Origin of the sequence: Nitratireductor kimnyeongensis (assembly GCF_019891395.1) — a bacterium.
Taxonomy (GTDB): domain Bacteria; phylum Pseudomonadota; class Alphaproteobacteria; order Rhizobiales; family Rhizobiaceae; genus Nitratireductor; species Nitratireductor kimnyeongensis.
On the sequence record NZ_CP078143.1, the window covers coordinates 1 to 18,565 of the forward strand.

Below are 18,565 nucleotides of genomic sequence, written 5' to 3' on the forward strand. Positions count from 1 at the left end.
TGCAACTTCCTTTGGCGCCGTGGATGCGTTAGGGTTTTAGATGCGGGGCGATTACCGATAAAGACGAAAAATTACAAGCCCCTTTACCATCTCGAGGGCCAACGCCCGCCTTTTGGCTCTGCAAACGCGGCTTCGCCGGCTCCGCGAACGAACAACACCGCGAAACACACACGCCGTCGCAGCCTCGAAACAGGCAAAGCGAAAACCTTCATGAAAAGGAACGACAGGGAGAAAGCTGGAGCGGGTAGCGGGAATCGAACCCGCATATTCAGCTTGGAAGGCTGCTGCTCTACCATTGAGCTATACCCGCCGGGTTCGTTTCGCTGGCTCTGATCAACGGTGGTGGAGGGGGCTGGATTCGAACCAGCGTACGCATAGCGAACGGATTTACAGTCCGTCTCCTTTAACCACTCGGACACCCCTCCGTTACCGTCGGAGCCTCAGCGATGTGCCGGATCGAAAGAAGAGCAAATCGCCCTACTCCGTTCCGCGATGCGCCTTATGACGAGGCCGAACTTCGGTGTCAACAGCCTGTCGCAAATCTTCGCGGAAAAACTTCAATCCTGCGAATCCGGTTTTCAGAATGCAGCCACAAGACTATAGAGACCTCATGAGCGACGATCAGAATTCCAGAACCCCGAAAGACAGCCATTACGCCCGCCTGCGCCGCGCGCACAGAGAGCGCGCGGCGCAGAAGCGAGGTGGCAAAACGTCTGTCCACTCCGATGCCAATGTCGATGCCAACGCCAATGATGGTATCGTTCGTCTCTACGGGCTCCACACCGTCCGCGCAGCCCTGGACAATCCACAGCGTCGAATCAGGCGTCTCCGCATCACCAGAAACGCTTCCGCGCGCCTCGATTTGAATGATTTGACCGGCCTGTCCTTCCCGGTCGAGACCGTCGAGCCGCGCGAGATTGACCGCCTTGTTGGACCGGACGCAGTCCACCAGGGTGTGCTCTTGGAAGCAGAGCCCCTCAGGCCCAAACCACTCCGCGATCTCGATGGCGCAGCCCTCGTCCTCGTGCTCGATCAGGTGACCGATCCGCACAATGTCGGTGCCATCATGCGTTCTGCTGTTGCTTTCGGTGTCAACGCCCTGGTGACGACTGCGCGCCACAGCCCGTCTGAATCCGGTGTTCTGGCGAAAGCGGCCTCCGGTGCGCTCGAACATATCGACCATCTGACGGTACGCAATCTCGCCGAGGCGCTCGAGGAGCTTTCACAGGCCGGATTTCAAACGATCGGTCTCGATTCTGAAGGTGCTGAACGCCTGGAAAACACCTTTGAGGCGGATCGGATCGCTCTGGTTCTGGGCGCTGAAGGAAAAGGGCTTCGCCAAAAAACCCGTGAAACTGTCTCCGCCCTCGCCCGGCTCGATATGCCCGGCGCAATAAAGTCGCTCAATGTATCGAACGCGGCCGCAGTCTCTCTCTACGCTGCCTGCCGGCACCTGAATACCAATTCAGCTGCATGAAAACCTGGCAGCGGTGCGGGATTTCCGTATCGCTTCGTTGCCGTTACAATGCCAGTGTCGATAGAAGACGATCGCATGCAATTGGAGTTTCCAATGAGGCTGCACCGCATATTGCTGGTCATTGCCGCCATAGCCTTGACCGTGTCCCAATCCCTGGCTCAGCAGGACAAGGTACTCGCACAGTGGTTTGACGCCCTGCGCACAGCCGACCGGCAGACACTCTCGGAACTGTTGTCCGATGATGCGCGGATCATTCTCAACGACATCGGGATCGAACAGACAAAGGAAGAATTTCTCGACTCGATGGACACGTGGAAGGAAACCACGGGCAGCGGCACCGACATCCGATATCGCGTGGACAATAAAAGCGACAACGAAACAATCGTGACGGTCTGCTATGATTTCCCGAACAATTCCGTTCTCACCCAGGAACGCTTTCTGATCGGGGAAGCAGGGATCGAAGAAAGCAATCAGTCCCAGATTGCCGAAAGCTGCGCCGATTTCTAAGCAACCGCCGCTTTCGGCGTCGCGTTCGGTGGACCGAAAGTCCTGTATTGGGAGAAGATGGTGCCCCCGGACGGACTCGAACCGCCGACCCCCTGATTACAAATCAGGTGCTCTACCAACTGAGCTACAAGGGCATCCGGCGCTCCGTTAGCATAAACTGCGCGAGAGTAAAATCAAAACTGGCAACAGCCGTGGACGATGCCCACATGAATACGCGTCCGTTTGCCTTTGCAGGCAAACTTCCACGTGTTAACCGATAGCAGCCCTCCGCTAATCCAAGGCAGTCTGATCGCCATGCCCCAACAACCAATGGCCCTCGCCTTCGTTTCCGCCGACACCGAAAATGCCCAGGAAGCGGCGCAACGGTTGTCAGCCCTGTATGGTCAGGAACGACCTGAGAATGCCGACGTCATTGTGGCGCTCGGCGGTGATGGCTTCATGCTGCAGACGCTCCGAGAAACGATGGGCGCAGGAAAGCGCATCTACGGAATGAATCGGGGCTCGATCGGTTTTCTGATGAACGAATACCGTGAGGACGGCTTGCGCGACCGTGTCGCCGCAGCAATCCCTGAAACCGTGCGCCCACTTCAGATGGAAGCGATCGACGCGGATGGCAACCGGGTCAGGGCAGTTGCCGTCAACGAAGTCTCGCTCCTGCGTCAATCCTACCAGGCAGCCAAGATACGGATTGCGATTGATGACAAGGTCCGCCTCGAAGAGTTGATCTGTGACGGCGTCATGGTGGCCACACCCGCCGGCTCCACGGCCTATAACTTGTCCGCGCATGGGCCAATTCTTCCGCTCGACGCGCCGCTTCTCGCACTCACGCCGGTCAGTCCGTTTCGTCCACGCCGCTGGCGCGGCGCCCTGCTCTCCAATCAGGCGACGGTGCGGTTTGATATTCTCGAGCCCGAAAAGCGGCCGGTGAATGCGGTCGCTGACCACACCGAAATCAAATCCGTCGTGTCGGTTGTGGTTCGCGAATCACACGAGGAAACCGTCACCGTCCTCTTCGACGAGAGCCACTCCTGGAACGAACGCATCCTTTCGGAGCAGTTTCGTTACTGAACAATAGCTGACTTTACGGTAAGTGATCTGTTGACATCGAACGCGTCAAGCCGTACCCCGTCGAGGGATTCGGGTCTCCACGACCTCACAAGGCGGTATTGCGCCGCAAACACAAAGACAGCCGAAACGTGCCAGCAGAAGAACAAGACACCGCTCAGGAAGCGTTGACATTTTCCGATCTGGGCCTGTCCCAAAAGGTCCTCTCCGCCGTGGCCGATGCGGGCTACACGCAGCCCACCCCGATCCAGGCAGGCGCCATACCGCATGCTCTGAACGGCAAGGACGTGCTGGGCATCGCCCAGACAGGGACGGGGAAAACCGCCTCTTTCGTCCTGCCCATGCTGACGCGCCTGGAGCGTGGTCGCGCCAGGGCGCGCATGCCGCGCACTCTCATCCTGGAGCCGACGCGCGAACTCGCAGCGCAGGTTGAGGAGAATTTTGTCAAATACGGCAAAAACCACCGTATCAACATCGCGTTGCTGATTGGCGGTGTGTCGTTTGACGAGCAGGAAAAGAAGCTCGAGCGCGGCGCCGATGTGTTGATTGCAACACCAGGGCGACTGCTTGATCATTTCGAGCGCGGAAAACTTCTCCTCACCGGTGTTGAAATTCTCGTGATCGACGAGGCGGACCGCATGCTCGACATGGGTTTCATCCCGGACATTGAGCGTATCTGCAAACTCATTCCGTTCACGCGGCAGACCTTGTTCTTCTCGGCCACCATGCCTCCGGAGATCACCAAGCTCACCGAGCAGTTTCTGCAGGGGCCCGTCCGCGTCGAGGTCTCCCGTCCGGCAACAACGTCAACGAACATCACCCAGCGCTTTGTCAAAAGCGGCGCCAAGCCCTGGGAGAAGCGCGAGCGTCTGCGTTCACTGATCGACGCTCAAGGCGACACGCTGAAAAACGCCATCATATTCTGCAATCGCAAGAGCGAAGTGGCGACACTGTTCCGCTCTCTCGTCCGTCACGAATATGACGCAGGTGCGCTTCACGGCGACATGGATCAACGCGCGCGCATGACGATGCTGGAGAATTTCCGCAAGGGCAATCTGAAGCTGCTTGTCGCGTCTGACGTTGCCGCCCGCGGGCTCGACATTCCCGATGTCAGCCACGTGTTCAATTTCGATATTCCCACCCACGCGGATGACTATGTGCACCGGATCGGCCGCACCGGTCGGGCAGGCCGCAAGGGTGCTGCGTTCACGCTGATCACCAAGGCCGATCGCAAATACATGGATTCGATCGAAAAGCTGATAGGCCAGGATGTTGAATGGCTGGATGGCGACCTGTCCACGCTTCAAGCAGATGAAGGCGCCGATGACGACAACAAGCGTGGGCGCGGAACAAGGCGCGGAGGCAAAACCTCTGCGGCGGCTGAAGAGAAAAGCCCTTCCGGCAAGAAGCCGCGCAAGAACGACATCAGATCCGAAAATGCCGAGCGCAAGGCGAAACAGGACAAGCCGGAGCAGCCCAAAGAGCCGCGCCGCCATCAACGTGAAGACGACACCACGGTCGGTTTCGGAGAGGACGTGCCCGCTTTCATGAAGATTGCCGTAAAGACCTGACGCAACACGGGTCTATTAAATCGTCCAAGCCGCTGCGGGTGTATTCTGGCAGCGGCTTTTTAGCGGATATCTAGCTTTTCCTGCTTCGCAAGCCTGCCCCAAAAGCACGGCGAGCCCACAGCGTCATTTCATCAGGATCATCCATCGCGCTCTCGGGGATGGACCAGTAAGGCATAGCTACAGGTCCTCGCCCCTTGTGCCCTTGATAGACCCATTGGCGGCAACCGGCCTCGATAAAATTAGCAACGCTTTCTGCATCTGCCTTCAGAAGAAGGTCGCCGTTGACCTCCAGAGCAAAGATGGCGCCATCGTGATAGATGCCCTTCCCGCCGAACATGCGCCGAATGGTTACAGGTCCCAGCCCTGAAAAGAGATCGCGTATGGCGTCGTCGTCCACGGCCAGCCTGTCAGGCAGTACCGCGCGCTTCGGCGAGCGCCTTGAGATCTGCTGGCTTCAGCTCAATGGATTCGCCGCAACCACAAGCCGACGTCTGGTTGGGATTGTTGAAGGTAAAGCCGGTCCGCAGCTTGGTGACTTCGAAATCGAGCTGGGTGCCAAGAAGAAAGAGAGCCGCTTCAGGCGCGACATAGACATGCGCGCCATCATGCTCCACATGATCGTCCTTCGGGTCGGCTTCGGTCACAAGATCGACCGTATACTCCATGCCGGCACAGCCACCCTTCTTGATGCCCACGCGCACACCCATGGCGCCATGGCGGGCGCCGACGATCTCACGCACACGGTTTGCGGCCGCGTCGGTCATGGTCATCACTTGAAATCGGCTCATTGAATTCTCCGTTCACGGCGAGTGAAAGGCTCGCGGAATGGTTCTCTCATCAGAATGGGCAAGAAACGCCCCTGTTGCAAGGGGGCCTGCCGATCAGTACCAGCCAACGGCGAATTGGGCTTCTTCGGACATGCGGTCCGGTGTCCATGGAGGATCGAAAACCATCGTGACTTCAACGTCGCTGACGCCTTCGACGGTGCTGACGGCATTCTGAACCCAGCCGGGCATCTCTCCGGCCACGGGACAGCCCGGTGCGGTCAGGGTCATGTCGATCTTGACCGAGCGATCATCCTCGATATCGACCTTGTAGATCAGCCCCAGCTCGTAGATGTCGGCGGGAATTTCCGGATCATAGACCGTCTTGAGCGCACTGACGATGTCGTCGGTCAGGCGGACAAGCTCTTCCTGCGGAATGGAAGACGTCTTGGCTTCCATTTCCTGATGAGCCGTGCGCTCATCCTTCTGTTCCGTGTCCTGCGGTGTATCAGTCATCTTGTCACCCGAAAAAACGCCGCGCTTTCTCAAGCGCTTCAGCGAGGGCGTCGACCTCCTCGCGCGTATTATACATACCGAACGATGCACGGCATGTGGAGGTCACGCCGAAATGTTTCAAGAGCGGCTGCGCGCAATGTGTCCCGGCTCTCACGGCAACACCCGAACGATCGATCACCATGGAAACATCATGCGCATGAACGCCCTCGATCTCGAAAGAGACGATGGCACCCTTGTCGGGAGCATTGCCGAAAATGCGCAGCGTATCGATCTTGCCAAGTTGCTCATGCGCATATCGAACCAGATCGGTTTCATAAGCCGCAATCGCCTCGCGACCAATGCCTTCGATATAGTCCAGCGCCGCACCAAGCCCTATCGCCTGCACAATCGGCGGTGTCCCCGCCTCGAAACGGTGCGGTGGCTCGTTGTAGGTGACGTCGTCGAGCGTCACGTCCTCAATCATCTCGCCGCCGCCCTGGAAGGGCCGCATGGCCGCAAGGCGTTCTTTCTTGCCATAAAGCACGCCAATGCCAGATGGACCGTATAGCTTGTGCCCGGTGCAGACATAAAAATCGCAATCAAGCGCCTGCACGTCGACCGGCAAATGCACAGCGCCCTGACTGCCATCGACGAGAACCGGGATACCGCGTTCGTGGGCGATGCGAATGATCTCCTTCAGCGGCGTGATGGTGCCAAGCACATTCGACATGTGCGTGATGGCAACGAGCCGGGTGCGGTCTGTCAGCGTCTTTTCGAACGCCTCGACGGTAAGCACCCCTTCCTCGTCAACCGGAATCCATGCGAGCTTCGCCCCATGGCGCTCACGGAGGAAGTGCCATGGTACGATGTTGGAGTGATGCTCCATGATCGACAGCGCGATTTCATCGCCCTCGCCGATATTCGGCATCGCATGGCCATAAGCGACCGTGTTGATCGCCTCAGTGGCCGATTTGGTGAAAATGATCTGTTCCGTGCTCTCCGCATTCAGAAAACGTCGAACCGTTTCACGCGCCTTTTCATAGGCATCCGTGGCGGCGTTCGAGAGAAAGTGCAAGCCGCGATGAACATTGGCGTATTCATTGCTGTAGGCATGCGTGATTGCATCGATCACCGCCTGCGGCTTCTGCGCCGACGCGCCATTGTCGAGATAGACAAGCGGCTTGCCATAAACCTCGCGCGCAAGGATCGGAAAATCCCGGCGAACGGCTTCAACGTCATATCGCATGGTGTCGACCTTTTGGTCCATGTCCAGCTCCGCGTGCCCGCCCCTCATCGAGAAAGGCGGGCGTGAGTGGTTTAGGATTAGCCATGCGCGGCGAACCAGTCGACCAGCCTGGCCTCCAGCGCCTCAATCACGATCTCGTCTTCAAGTTCCTCGATGACCTCGGCCACGAAGGCCTTGACCAGAAGACCGCGCGCCGTCTTTTCGTCGATGCCGCGCGCCATCAGGTAGAAGAGATGATCTTCCTCGATATCGGTCACCGTCGCGCCATGGCCGCAGGCTACATCGTCTGCAAAGATCTCGAGTTCAGGCTTCGACGAGAAGCCACCCTCATCCGAGAGCAACAGCGTGTTGCAGGCCATCTTGGCGTCGGTCTTCTGGGCGATCTTCGCAACGCGGATCTGACCCTGGAACACGCCGTTGGCCTTGCCGGTTACAACGTTGCGGAAGGTCTCCGTGGATACCGTGTCAGGTGCCAGATGGTCGAGCACCATGGTCACGTCGCAATGGGCCTCGCCGCCAAGCAGGTTCACACCGCGAAGCTTGAACTCGGAGCCCTCACCGCGTGCGACAACCTTGACTTCCTGTCGAACCAACTTGCCTCCGCTGTTGAGGATGAAGAGCGTGAGGCTCGAATCCTTACCCAACGAAGCTGTAAACTGGCCGAGATAGGTTGCATCGTCCGGCTGTTCCTGAAGCAATATCCAGAAAACATCCGCGCCATCACCGACGTCCAGATGAGTCACGGATGTCGCTAGCGCATCGCCGACACCGGTCTGGCGCTCAATGATGGTCGCCTTTGAACCTGCTGCCGCATTCACTACGAACCGGCCATGAACCTGACCGCCGGCATGAATGTTCTGCAATTCCACCGGGCGCTCGATCTCGGTTCCTTCAGCGATCTCAAGCCAATAACCATCAGAGACAAAAGCCGCATTGATCGCACCCACCGCATCGAAACGGTCAGACGCTGTCAGCCAATTGGCAGAAAGCGCGCCTTCCTGCAGCTTCTCGGCAAGGGTGGCGATGGTTGCGCCCTCGGGCGCCGCCGGGCGCTCATGGGAGGTGCCGTTAAGCACCGGCAAGACCAAAGCATTCTCAATCAGCGGAGCCACCGCTTCGGCGTCGTTGACAGGCTTGAATTCAGGCACGCTGGAAAGAAGGCGGCGCAGATCCGTATAATGCCAGGCTTCGATGCGACGCGTCGGCAGCCCCTTTTTAAGAAGTTCCAGCGCTTCATCGCGGCGAACGGTAACCTCGGCATCACCCGGCAGGTCGGAGAACCGGCTGGAATAGCCATCGACCAGAGCCGTTTCGGCCTCCGTCAACGTGTTTTGAGCATGGAGATTCATCGCATCACCTCAAGCGGCTGCGTCAATGACGCCAGCATAACCGTTCTTCTCCAGCTCAAGCGCTAGATTCTTGTCGCCGGACTTGATGACCTGGCCGCGGTAGAGAACGTGGACCGTGTCCGGAACGATATAGTCGAGAAGACGCTGATAGTGCGTGATCACCAAAACGGCGCGATCCGGTGAACGCAGGGCGTTCACGCCATCCGCAACGATCTTCAGCGCATCGATGTCGAGGCCGGAATCCGTCTCGTCCAGCACGCAGAGTTTGGGCTCGAGAAGCTTCATCTGCAGGATTTCGGCCCGCTTCTTCTCACCGCCGGAAAAGCCGACATTGAGCGGACGCTTGAGCATGTCCATGCTCATCTGCAGTTCTTCAGCGGCGCTGCGAACCCGCTTCAGCATTTCCGGGATTTTCAGCTCTTCTTCGCCCCGCGCCTTGCGCTGCGCGTTAATGGCGGTCTTCAGGAACTCCATCGTCGCAACGCCCGGGATCTCGAGCGGGTACTGAAAGGCGAGGAAGATGCCGGCGGCGGCACGCTCAGCCGGATCCATCTCCAGAATGGACTCGCCATTGTAGAGGATCTCGCCCTCGGTCACCTCATAGTCGTCACGACCGGCAAGGATGTAGGACAGGGTGGACTTACCGGAGCCGTTCGGCCCCATGATCGCAGCCACTTCGCCGGCCTTGACGGTCAGGTTCAGGCCGCGAATGATCTCGGTGCCATCCTCGGCGATGCGGGCGTGCAGGTTTTTGATCTCAAGCATGATTTTTTTCCAAACAAATGCGCCGGCCTCAGCCGACCGAACCTTCAAGCGAAATACCGATGAGCTTCTGAGCCTCGACGGCAAACTCCATTGGCAGTTCTTGGATGACGTCCTTGACGAAGCCATTTACGATGAGAGCGATGGCTTCTTCCTCGGGAATGCCACGCTGCATCACGTAGAACAGCTGATCCTCGGAAATCTTCGAGGTGGTCGCCTCGTGCTCGAACTGCGCGGTGGCATTCTTGGCTTCGATATAAGGCACGGTGTGTGCGCCGCAATCATTGCCAATGAGAAGGCTGTCACATTGGGTGAAATTGCGGGCGTTGGCTGCCTTGCGATGCGCGGACACCTGTCCGCGGTAGGTGTTCTGCGAGTGGCCGGCGGAGATGCCCTTGGAGATGATACGGCTCGACGTGTTCTTGCCCAGGTGCAGCATCTTGGTTCCAGAATCGATCTGCTGATGGCCGTTGGAAACGGCAATCGAGTAAAACTCACCACGGCTATTGTCGCCACGCAGGATGCAAGACGGATATTTCCACGTGATCGCAGAACCGGTCTCGACCTGGGTCCAGGAGATCTTGGAGTTTTTGCCCCGGCAATCGCCGCGCTTGGTGACGAAGTTGTAGATGCCGCCCTTGCCCTCGGAATCACCCGGATACCAGTTCTGGACCGTGGAGTACTTGATCTCCGCATCGTCCAGCGCGATCAGCTCGACCACGGCGGCGTGCAGCTGGTTCTCGTCGCGTTGCGGTGCCGTGCAGCCCTCCAGATAGGACACGTAAGCGCCCTCTTCCGCGATGATCAGCGTGCGCTCAAACTGCCCTGTATTCTTCTCGTTGATACGGAAATAGGTGGACAATTCCATGGGGCAGCGCACGCCCTTCGGCACGTAGACGAAGGAGCCGTCGGTAAACACAGCCGAGTTCAGCGCAGCGTAATAATTGTCCGATACCGGCACAACGGAACCGAGATATTTTTGCACCAGTTCTGGGTGCTCACGGATGGCTTCGGAGATAGAGCAGAAAATAACACCGGCCTTGGCGAGCTCTTCCTTGAAAGTTGTGACCACCGAGACGGAATCAAACACCGCATCGACCGCAACACGCCCGGAGCTGTAGACATTGTCGCTGGGGTTCTCTTCCAGCTCACTCGGCTCGCCCTGCTTGCGAACACCCGCAAGAATTTCCTGCTCCCTCAAGGGGATACCAAGTTTCTCGTAGGTTCTGAGCAATTCCGGATCGACCTCGTCGAGCGACTTCGGACCGGTCTGGTTCTTCGGCGCTGCATAGTAATGCAGGTCCTGAAAATCGATCTTGGGATAACTGACGCGCGCCCAGCTCGGCTCTTCCATAGCCTGCCAGCGCTTGTAGGCGTTTAATCGCCACTGCGTCATCCACTCCGGCTCTTCCTTCTTGGCTGAAATGAAACGGATGATGTCTTCATTCAGACCCTTTGGCGCCAGATCGCTTTCGATAAGCGTCTCAAAACCATATTTGTACTGGTCCACATCGATCATGCGGACCTGATCAATCGTTTCCTGCACGGCAGGCATATGCGTTCTCCATCCATGCCGGGGTCAAGGCCCGGCCGTCTTCAAATTGAGCACACCGTGATCACCTTTCGGCAGACCTCATGTAGTGCGTCGGAGCAAAGGTTTCATCCGGTCACATATTAAATATGTGTCTTTTTCTCCATTTTAATTCGCTTCACCCTCGATTTTATCTTTTCGCCGCTTCACGCAGCTTGCGCGGAGCTCTTCCTCCGCGTTGCGAGTTTGGACAACACACTCTCGAACAGGGCCAGATCCTCTTCACTGGTCGTATGTCCAATGGAGACCCGCAGGGCACTGGCCTCATCCCCCAGCCCCATGGCTTCGAGGACATGGCTCGGTCCCACCCTCCCGGATGAGCAGGCAGACCCGGCAGAAAGCGCCACACCGCCCAGGTCAAAGGCAATCTGCGCGGTCTCAGCTTTCATACCAGGAATGGAGAAGAAGCTTGTATTTGCAACGCGATGCACTTCCCGGCCGTGAATGACGGCATCCGGAACATGTTGCAGAACAGCGCTCTCAAAGCGGCCCCGCATCCTGGCTATGAGATCGACACGGTCCAGATTTTCAAGAGCTTCTGTAGCGGCAGCGCCAAAGCCGGCAAGCGCGGCGAGATTCTCCGTGCCCGCCCGATGCCCTTTTTCTTGACCGCCGCCGTCGATCAACGCCCGCGGCATCATCAGGTTGGCATTTCCGACCACGGCTCCCGCCCCCTTGGGACCGCCAATCTTGTGCGACGACAATATAAAGTAATCAGCGTAACCGGCTGAAATATCCAACGGAATACGGCCTGCGGCCTGAACGGTATCGAAGATCGTGGTGGCGCCATGCGCCTTGGCCAGACATCCGATTTCGTCGATTGGCTGAATGACGCCCGTTTCATTGTTCACCGCGTGCACGGCAACCAAAGGAAGACCTGCATTCTGATCGTGCTCTGCCAACAGCGCCTTCAGCGCATCAAGGTCTATCAACCCATTAGATTGGACCGGTATAATATTGATTTGATTGTGGGAAAACCGGCCACCTTTCAAAACGCAGGGATGATCGGCCGCGCTGACATAGAGTTTGGAAAACCTCAGTGGCGCGCGCCCCATTGTCCAGTGGGGTGTGAGAAGCATCGCTGCCGCCTCGGTCGCGCCAGAGGTAAAGACAACATCCTCCCCACGGCCTCCCACAAGACGCGACACGTGCTTGCGAGCCTGTTCAAGAACGCGCCTGGCTTCCCGGCCCTCCGTGTGAACGGACGACGGATTTCCTGGCATCGAAAGGGCGTCAAGCATCGCCTCCCTTGCCTTTTCGACAAGCGGTGCACTGGCATTGAAATCAAGATATGCCCGAGTCGCCGACATTGACCTTCCGCTTTTCTCCGCGAATCCGCTGTCTGCCTCACGTCATCAAGGCCAAACTTGGCCACCTTGACGTAATTTCCTTGAATTTTCAGGGCGAGCCGTCCTATTTACCCGGCTTGCCGATATGATGGTTGCTCGCGCACCATCAATTTTGAACAATTCTAAACTAGCTTCTATGGAGGCGTCGGCGTCGCGTCAAGGGTCAAGGGGCATCGATCCCCGTGGAACCTGTAATGCTGCGACGCCCAATGTGGAGTACTCATGCCTGAGGTCATTTTTGCCGGGCCTGCCGGACGTCTGGAAGGACGATATCAGCCTTCAAAGGAAAAGAACGCTCCGATCGCGCTCATCCTGCATCCGCATCCGCACTTCGGCGGCACGATGAACAACAAGATCGTCTACGATCTTTTCTACATGTTCCAAAGCCGGGGTTTCACCACACTGCGTTTCAACTTCCGCGGCATCGGCCGCAGCCAGGGTGCGTTTGATCACGGCACCGGGGAACTCTCCGATGCAGCCGCTGCGCTCGACTGGGTTCAGTCGCTGCATCCCGATTCCAAAAACTGCTGGATCGCGGGTTACTCCTTCGGCGCCTGGATCGGCATGCAGCTTCTGATGCGCCGGCCAGAGATCGAAGGGTTCATGTCCATCTCGCCGCAGCCGAACCTGTATGATTTCTCGTTCCTCGCCCCGTGTCCGTCCTCGGGTCTGATCATTCACGGCGATGCCGACAAGGTTGCGCCGCCCGCCGACGTTCAGGGCCTCGTTGACAAACTGCAGTCTCAGAAGGGTATCACGATTACCCAAAAGACCATGCCCGGCGTGAACCATTTCTACTCCGACCATGTCGATGAACTGATCGGTGAATGTTCGGATTACCTTGATCGCCGTCTGCGCGGTGAGCTTTCCGAACCGCGCCCCAAACGCCTGAAATAAACCGTTCTGCGGATGCCGCATTCTGTGTCGCAGCGTCCGCAAATATCAAAGAGCCTGAAAGACCATGACCGCCTTCAAATCCGACTTTCTGCGCACGCTCAGCGAACGCGGGTTCATTCACCAGACGTCCGACGACGCTGGTCTTGATGAACTCTTCCGGAGTGAGACGGTAACGGCCTATATCGGCTTCGATCCCACGGCACCAAGCCTCCATGCAGGCGGGCTCATTCAGATCATGATGCTGCACTGGCTGCAGCAGACAGGCCATCGCCCGATCACTCTGATGGGCGGCGGCACCGGGATGATCGGCGACCCGTCCTTCAAGGACGAAGCGCGCAAGCTGATGACGCCGGAAACAATCGCTAAGAACATCGCCGGGATCAAAAAGGTGTTTTCCAACTACCTCACTTTCGGCGAAGGACCGCAGGACGCGCTGATGGTCAACAACGCCGACTGGCTTCTGGGCATCAACTATGTCGAGTTCCTGCGCGACGTGGGCCGCCATTTCTCTGTCAATCGAATGCTCTCATTCGATTCCGTGAAACTGCGCCTAGACCGCGAGCAGTCCCTCTCCTTCCTGGAATTCAATTACATGATCCTCCAGGCCTATGACTATGTGGAGTTGAACAAACGGCTTGGCTGCCGCCTGCAGATGGGTGGTTCGGACCAGTGGGGCAACATCGTCAACGGCATCGATCTGGGGCACCGTATGGGCACGCCGCAGCTCTACGCCCTGACCTCCCCCCTGCTCACAACATCATCGGGTGCGAAGATGGGCAAGAGCGCCGAGGGAGCGATCTGGCTTAACCCCGATATGCTCGGCGCCTACGACTTCTGGCAATACTGGCGCAACACAGAGGATGCGGATGTCGAGCGCTTCCTGAAACTTTACACCACCATGCCGTTGGACGAGATTGCGCGGCTCGGCGCGCTGCAGGGTGCCGAGCTCAACGAAGCCAAGAAGATCCTGGCCACCGAAGTGACTGCCATGCTTCATGGCCGCGATGCTGCTGAGGAAGCGGCAGAGACGGCGCGCAAAACATTCGAGGAAGGGTCACTGGCGCAAACGCTTCCTACAATAGAAGTCGAACGCTCCGCTCTTGAGGATGGTATTGGTGTGCTTTCGCTCTTTGTGACAGCAGGATTGGCCGCATCCAACGGCGAAGCGCGCAGGCATGTGAAGGGGGGAGCCGTTCGTCTGAACGACCAGCCCGTCAACGATGACCGACAAGCTGTAACCCTCGAGAATCTTACTGAGGAAGGCGTGGTGAAACTCTCCCTCGGGAAGAAAAAGCACGTGCTCCTGCGCCCGGTTTGAACCGCTGGCATTCAACGCCAAGACATATTAGGTGCGCCCCGTCCGGGCGCCCTTTTTTTATCGAAACTCGAAAATCTGCCGGAAAATCCCTGGGGCGATGGCCGAAATGGGATTCACTTCCATCTGAGGCTCAGCGAGCTTGCCATAAAGCCGGTAGGTGATTCCGATCAGCCCGCGGTCGCGCCCGTTTCCAAGGATCTCACCGAACACCGGGATTTCACCGAAAATGCGGTTCAGACCATAAAGCGGCATGAAGGTCCCGGTGATCGCGATATTGTCATTCGCGTCAAAGAGGGTTCCCTGAAATGTCGTGCCGATCAGTGGCCCGCGCAGGACACCGTCTCTCAGGTCCAGCCGACCGGGACCCTTCAGAACCTTGGCATAGCCGCGTTCGAAGCCAATTCTGTTGGCATCTACCTCGCCATTGTTCTCGGTTGCGGACACGAGTGAACGCAGACGCGGCTCGTCGACAATGAAAAAATTTTCAGCCGATACGCGACCGCTCAATACACCGCCCTTGCCCTCATCCAAAGATAAGGCCAGCTGTCCACCTTCCATGTTCTCGTAGAAATCGACGAAGCGCATCACCGCTCCGGCGTCCGATGAATTGGCGACGATACCGCCGGGGCTGCGTGTCAGGGTCACTTTACCGCCGGACCTTGTCGTTGCGGAGATGTCGAGGCGGCCGGCGCTTTCCGCAGCAGACGCATAGTTTAGGGCAACGTCCCGCAAAACAGTACCGCCAAAACCCGTTACCCGAGCGAGTTTCGCGTCGAGCGCAACTCCCGCGCTGCCGCCCGCCCCACTTCCGTCGTCGGCATCGCTCTGTCCGGTTGCCAGATAGTGCTTGATCAGCGCACGCCCATCCAATGACGCACCGCGGACGGATACCTTGTAGCTTCGGCCCGACCGATCGACGGAGACGGAAAAATCGTCCCCCCGGTTCAATCTTGCCTTGTCGAACCGAGCACTGGCGAGCTCGCCGCCGGCGATCGTGAGCCGCCCTTGCGCCGAGAACGTTTCGCCGGCCAGTTTGAAGTCGGTCAGCTCCATCGACGAGGGTGTCTCGTCGAGAATGAAAGACGCCTGCGCCGGAATCCCGGTCCCCTTGCTCCAATTGATCCATGGTAGCGTCAGGCGTGCCTTATCGAGCTTCACGGTGAGCGCCTTGCGCCCATCCGTCAGCTCGGAATAATCCACCGTTATCGGACCGGAAAGAATGCTGTCCAGTCCGGGAACCACCTTGTTACGTAGCTTGTCATCAAGCGTGAGCTCGATCTTGCGTGACCGCTTCAGTTCAGACTCACCGAAAGGCTCGACCAGTTCCAGACGTGCCGGCACGCCATTCAACATCGCGGAAGCGGAAATGTCCGCCCTGCCCGGCTCAACAATCAGCACGCCGTTGGCATCTGCGACCATCTGCCCGTCAAAGGATTTGGAGATCGATAGATTTTTGTATTCGAGCGTCGCCTGCCAACCGAGATCTTCGCGCGGTATCCCATCGCTCAAAGGGATATCGGCAGTCACATGACCGGTCACATCACCCGTCACGTCTTGAGGCGAAATGTCGATCTTGTCGGACACGTCGATAGGTTCATATGAAGCCAGTTCGACAATGGCCGGAGCTTTGCCTGCCACGTCTATCTCAAGTTTGCCGATGCGTGGCTTTACATGGGCATTGCGCACCGTGAGCGATCCCTTGCTGGCGGCCACTTTCCGCCCACTCGGCATAAAGACCGTGCCGGTATCGATCGCAATGTCGATATCTGCCCCTTGAAACGCAATGCGACCCACCGCGTCTCGCACAGGCGGTATCCGACCAGCTATGTCGAACCGCGCGTCTGCAACCTCGAAGGCCCCGCTGACTTCTTCGTTATTCAGCGGTTTGCCATTGCCGAAACGCCCCGGCGGCACGCGCAGACGAAGATTGCCTTCGACAACCCGACCACCAAAGAGGTTGCCCAGAACCCATTCCCGCGCGCCCGAGGCGGCGAACCATGGCCAGAACTGCTTCACCTCATGGGTCGGCATGCCTTCGGTATAGACGGCAAGCGAAAGCCCTGGCGTCTTGCCCGCCTGAAGGGTAACAGCGGCGCTCGCGGTGATCACGCCGGATGTCGTTGCGATGCGTATCGTATCTCCAACAATACGCCCTTTTCCGGTGTCGATACGTCCCGATACACCAGCAACGAAGGGGACGGCAGCCTCAGGTGAATCGATCGGCGCGATAGACGATTTTCCGCTGGCAAGGTCAAAGCGATAAACCGCGGTCCCGGCGCCGGAGTTCTCGACCGGAACGATCCGCCCCGTGAAATTGAACGCAGACCGTCCGACAACCATGTTTGCCTGATTGATGATGACCGTACCCTCATCGTCCCCGACCTCGGCGCGGATGCGGCCTGTCGCGCTCAACACTCCATCATCTCCAAGGTCAAAGGGAGCGTTTTCCAGCTCCAATTCGAGTTTCAGCCGGCCATCCCCGATTTTGCCTTCGCCGCCGCTCAGAGTCAGGCGAACCGCCTCCAAAAGACCGGTGGGACGCTCGTGATGACCGGACACGGAACGCGCGGTTTCCAACAGTGAGGGCTTCGGCGCCGAAATTTCGACATCCAGTGACTGGATCGGTCCATTGCGCACAGGCCGCAAGGCGGTTCCAGTAATCTCGAAACCACGGTCTTCAAGGGAAACATTGCTCTTGAAGTCGAGCTTTCCTGACGGCGCCATCGACGCATTAATATCGATGGCCATGCTACGCTTGGAGGCGTCATCGAGGATGACCTCCACATCGCGCAGGCGCAGATGCCGCGTTCCCATGCGTTCGGTAAGCGCATAAACACGTCGGAGACCGTGAAAAACATCCTTCTCGACAAGACTGGGATCGACCGGTTTTTTCCATCTCGCGACGGCGGCCACCTCCTCGGAACGCGATGAGAGCTCCGCTAGCTGGACGCGCGCACCGGAGATTTCCGCGCTCCCAACCTTTATCTGCCCTCTGAGCAGCGGCAGCAGCCTGAAGCCGAACCGAAGTGTGTCGGCATCGAACAGCGTTTCACCGGTTTCAACCTTGGTTAGATGCACGTCCTGTATCTCAAGGGCTATCAGACTGCGGTCGCTCGGGACCAGCCTCAAAGAACCCATGGTTGTCGCGACATTATACCCCGTAAGCGAAGTGAGCGCTCTTTGCGCGGCTGATCGCAACCGTTCCTGGCCAAAGGACCCCATTCCGACGAACTGGAGTGCAAGACCAAGGGCAACGAGGAGTGTGATCGCAACGGCAAACCCGGTTATGCCGCGCTTCAACCACCGCCAGAAGACAGAACGCCGCAGCACCCGGCGCGCCCTGTCATGGGTAGAGGGGTAAGTTTCCAGAGCCGCAATCTCGCCGCGCTTGAACCTGACCTTTCTGTGTGAAGCACCTTGCTGATCCAAAACCGTTCCCGTCGACACTCGCAGCCATGGACGAATCCATCGACATGATTATATCTCTCCCTTTCATCGCCTATCCACAAACAGGGGAAAGAAAATGACAGGACCCGTCAAAGGAAGCGAAGCGCCGGATTTTGCGTTGCCCGCAGATGGGGGCAGCGAAATCAAATTGTCGGACTTCCGCGGGAAAAATGTCGTTCTCTTCTTCTACCCTAAAAACGACACCAGCGGCTGCACTGCGGAAGCCATCGACTTTACGGCACTCAAGCCCGAATTCGACGCCGTGGACACGATCCTTCTCGGAATGTCTCCAGACAGCCCGAAAAGCCACGACAAGTTCAAGAACAAACATGCACTTACGGTGTCTCTTGTTTCCGACCAAGAGAAGGAGACCCTTCAATCCTATGGGGTATGGGTCGAGAAAAGCATGTATGGGCGCAAATATATGGGGGTCGAGCGCTCCACCTACCTGATCGACCGGGAGGGCCGCATTGCAGAAACATGGCGCAAAGTGAAAGTGCCAGGTCATGCGCAGTCTGTTCTCGACGCTGTCAGAGCGCTTGAAGTGGATGCCCGCTAGGCCCGTTTAGCGGGCCAATTCACTGCAATGACCCCAACCTGTATTCTCACAGCAATCAATTCCCACAAGCTGTTGCGCCCTGTTGAGGGGCGCGGCCGCTACACGAAAAGCTTTGTTAACCCTAATCAAGTGTAATCGACATCGAACAAGGTCCCTGAATACAAGTTC

Annotated in this window: 16 protein-coding genes and 3 tRNA genes; 7 read left to right on the plus strand and 12 right to left on the minus strand. The window is 57.8% G+C overall.

The genetic code is table 11. The features are described 5' to 3' along the window. Positions 1 to 236 precede the first annotated feature (236 nt). Positions 237 to 310: transfer RNA gene (locus KW403_RS00005), tRNA-Gly, on the minus strand. Between the two features lie 30 nt (positions 311 to 340). Further along, a tRNA-Tyr gene (locus tag KW403_RS00010) sits at positions 341 to 425 on the minus strand. 185 nt (positions 426 to 610) lie between these two features. Here KW403_RS00010 and KW403_RS00015 point away from each other — a divergent pair. Both KW403_RS00015 and KW403_RS00020 read left to right on the plus strand, forming a co-directional pair. Then, a complete protein-coding gene (locus KW403_RS00015; RefSeq protein WP_223020771.1) occupies positions 611 to 1,477 on the plus strand; it encodes a TrmH family RNA methyltransferase in 867 nt (288 codons plus the stop codon). A 93-nt stretch (positions 1,478 to 1,570) separates the two neighbouring features. Then, a complete protein-coding gene (locus KW403_RS00020; protein ID WP_223020772.1) occupies positions 1,571 to 1,984 on the plus strand; it encodes a DUF4440 domain-containing protein in 414 nt (137 codons plus the stop codon). A 58-nt stretch (positions 1,985 to 2,042) separates the two neighbouring features. Here the strand turns inward: KW403_RS00020 and KW403_RS00025 are convergent. Further along, positions 2,043 to 2,118, minus strand: a tRNA-Thr gene (locus KW403_RS00025). Between the two features lie 160 nt (positions 2,119 to 2,278). On the opposite strand from KW403_RS00025, the gene KW403_RS00030 reads away from it, so the two are divergent. Together KW403_RS00030 and KW403_RS00035 are read left to right on the plus strand one after the other, a co-directional pair. Further along, positions 2,279 to 3,052 carry an NAD kinase gene (locus KW403_RS00030; protein ID WP_223020773.1) on the plus strand — a complete coding sequence of 258 codons (774 nt, stop codon included), beginning with the start codon at positions 2,279 to 2,281 and terminating at the stop codon, positions 3,050 to 3,052. Between the two features lie 164 nt (positions 3,053 to 3,216). Then, positions 3,217 to 4,620 (plus strand): DEAD/DEAH box helicase, encoded by a 1,404-nt coding sequence (locus KW403_RS00035; protein ID WP_223022362.1) that lies wholly within the window; start codon positions 3,217 to 3,219, stop codon positions 4,618 to 4,620. Positions 4,621 to 4,690: 70 nt separating this feature from the next. Here the strand turns inward: KW403_RS00035 and KW403_RS00040 are convergent, their stop codons facing one another. From KW403_RS00040 to KW403_RS00075, 8 genes are all read right to left on the minus strand, one after another. Beyond that, positions 4,691 to 5,017: a TfoX/Sxy family protein gene (locus KW403_RS00040; RefSeq protein ID WP_223020774.1), complete on the minus strand. Its 327-nt coding sequence runs from the start codon at positions 5,015 to 5,017 to the stop codon at positions 4,691 to 4,693. 10 nt (positions 5,018 to 5,027) lie between these two features. Then, positions 5,028 to 5,408 (minus strand): Fe-S cluster assembly scaffold SufA, encoded by a 381-nt coding sequence (gene sufA / locus KW403_RS00045; protein ID WP_223020775.1) that lies wholly within the window; start codon positions 5,406 to 5,408, stop codon positions 5,028 to 5,030. A 93-nt stretch (positions 5,409 to 5,501) separates the two neighbouring features. Next, complete coding sequence (locus KW403_RS00050) at positions 5,502 to 5,900, minus strand: SUF system Fe-S cluster assembly protein (RefSeq protein ID WP_223020776.1); 399 nt, start codon at positions 5,898 to 5,900, stop codon at positions 5,502 to 5,504. Positions 5,901 to 5,904: 4 nt separating this feature from the next. Continuing rightward, positions 5,905 to 7,146 carry a cysteine desulfurase gene (locus KW403_RS00055; protein ID WP_223020777.1) on the minus strand — a complete coding sequence of 414 codons (1,242 nt, stop codon included), beginning with the start codon at positions 7,144 to 7,146 and terminating at the stop codon, positions 5,905 to 5,907. A gap of 56 nt (positions 7,147 to 7,202) precedes the next feature. Beyond that, complete coding sequence (gene sufD / locus KW403_RS00060; RefSeq protein WP_223020778.1) at positions 7,203 to 8,474, minus strand: Fe-S cluster assembly protein SufD; 1,272 nt, start codon at positions 8,472 to 8,474, stop codon at positions 7,203 to 7,205. Between the two features lie 9 nt (positions 8,475 to 8,483). After that, positions 8,484 to 9,239, minus strand: coding sequence for a Fe-S cluster assembly ATPase SufC (gene sufC / locus KW403_RS00065; RefSeq protein WP_223020779.1), 756 nt, complete (start codon positions 9,237 to 9,239; stop codon positions 8,484 to 8,486). A gap of 28 nt (positions 9,240 to 9,267) precedes the next feature. Further along, a complete protein-coding gene (gene sufB / locus KW403_RS00070) occupies positions 9,268 to 10,791 on the minus strand; it encodes a Fe-S cluster assembly protein SufB (RefSeq protein WP_223020780.1) in 1,524 nt (507 codons plus the stop codon). 182 nt (positions 10,792 to 10,973) lie between these two features. Continuing rightward, the gene (locus tag KW403_RS00075; protein WP_223020781.1) at positions 10,974 to 12,137 is read right to left on the minus strand and encodes a cysteine desulfurase family protein; all 1,164 of its coding nucleotides are present in this window, start codon (positions 12,135 to 12,137) and stop codon (positions 10,974 to 10,976) included. Positions 12,138 to 12,398: 261 nt separating this feature from the next. Here KW403_RS00075 and KW403_RS00080 point away from each other — a divergent pair, with 261 nt between their 5' ends. Together KW403_RS00080 and tyrS are read left to right on the plus strand one after the other, a co-directional pair. Beyond that, entirely contained in the window at positions 12,399 to 13,073 is a 675-nt protein-coding gene (locus tag KW403_RS00080) for an alpha/beta hydrolase (RefSeq protein ID WP_223020782.1), read from the plus strand. Between the two features lie 64 nt (positions 13,074 to 13,137). Next, positions 13,138 to 14,391 carry a tyrosine--tRNA ligase gene (tyrS, locus tag KW403_RS00085; protein WP_223020783.1) on the plus strand — a complete coding sequence of 418 codons (1,254 nt, stop codon included), beginning with the start codon at positions 13,138 to 13,140 and terminating at the stop codon, positions 14,389 to 14,391. 57 nt (positions 14,392 to 14,448) lie between these two features. On the opposite strand, the gene KW403_RS00090 is transcribed toward tyrS, so the two are convergent. Then, positions 14,449 to 17,820, minus strand: coding sequence for a YhdP family protein (locus tag KW403_RS00090; RefSeq protein WP_223020784.1), 3,372 nt, complete (start codon positions 17,818 to 17,820; stop codon positions 14,449 to 14,451). Positions 17,821 to 17,914: 94 nt separating this feature from the next. Between KW403_RS00090 and KW403_RS00095 the strand changes: the two genes are divergently transcribed. Next, the gene (locus tag KW403_RS00095; RefSeq protein ID WP_223020785.1) at positions 17,915 to 18,397 is read left to right on the plus strand and encodes a peroxiredoxin; all 483 of its coding nucleotides are present in this window, start codon (positions 17,915 to 17,917) and stop codon (positions 18,395 to 18,397) included. Positions 18,398 to 18,565: the final 168 nt, after the last annotated feature.

Coding starts and splice junctions, on each gene's coding strand:
- KW403_RS00015 (WP_223020771.1), top strand. CDS start 611: ATGAGCGACGATCAGAATTCCAGAACCCCGAAAGACAGCCATTACGCC.
- KW403_RS00020 (WP_223020772.1), top strand. CDS start 1,571: ATGAGGCTGCACCGCATATTGCTGGTCATTGCCGCCATAGCCTTGACC.
- KW403_RS00030 (WP_223020773.1), top strand. CDS start 2,279: ATGCCCCAACAACCAATGGCCCTCGCCTTCGTTTCCGCCGACACCGAA.
- sufA (WP_223020775.1), bottom strand. CDS start 5,408: ATGAGCCGATTTCAAGTGATGACCATGACCGACGCGGCCGCAAACCGT.
- KW403_RS00050 (WP_223020776.1), bottom strand. CDS start 5,900: ATGACTGATACACCGCAGGACACGGAACAGAAGGATGAGCGCACGGCT.
- KW403_RS00055 (WP_223020777.1), bottom strand. CDS start 7,146: ATGGACCAAAAGGTCGACACCATGCGATATGACGTTGAAGCCGTTCGC.
- sufD (WP_223020778.1), bottom strand. CDS start 8,474: ATGAATCTCCATGCTCAAAACACGTTGACGGAGGCCGAAACGGCTCTG.
- sufC (WP_223020779.1), bottom strand. CDS start 9,239: ATGCTTGAGATCAAAAACCTGCACGCCCGCATCGCCGAGGATGGCACC.
- sufB (WP_223020780.1), bottom strand. CDS start 10,791: ATGCCTGCCGTGCAGGAAACGATTGATCAGGTCCGCATGATCGATGTG.
- KW403_RS00075 (WP_223020781.1), bottom strand. CDS start 12,137: ATGTCGGCGACTCGGGCATATCTTGATTTCAATGCCAGTGCACCGCTT.
- KW403_RS00080 (WP_223020782.1), top strand. CDS start 12,399: ATGCCTGAGGTCATTTTTGCCGGGCCTGCCGGACGTCTGGAAGGACGA.
- tyrS (WP_223020783.1), top strand. CDS start 13,138: ATGACCGCCTTCAAATCCGACTTTCTGCGCACGCTCAGCGAACGCGGG.
- KW403_RS00095 (WP_223020785.1), top strand. CDS start 17,915: ATGACAGGACCCGTCAAAGGAAGCGAAGCGCCGGATTTTGCGTTGCCC.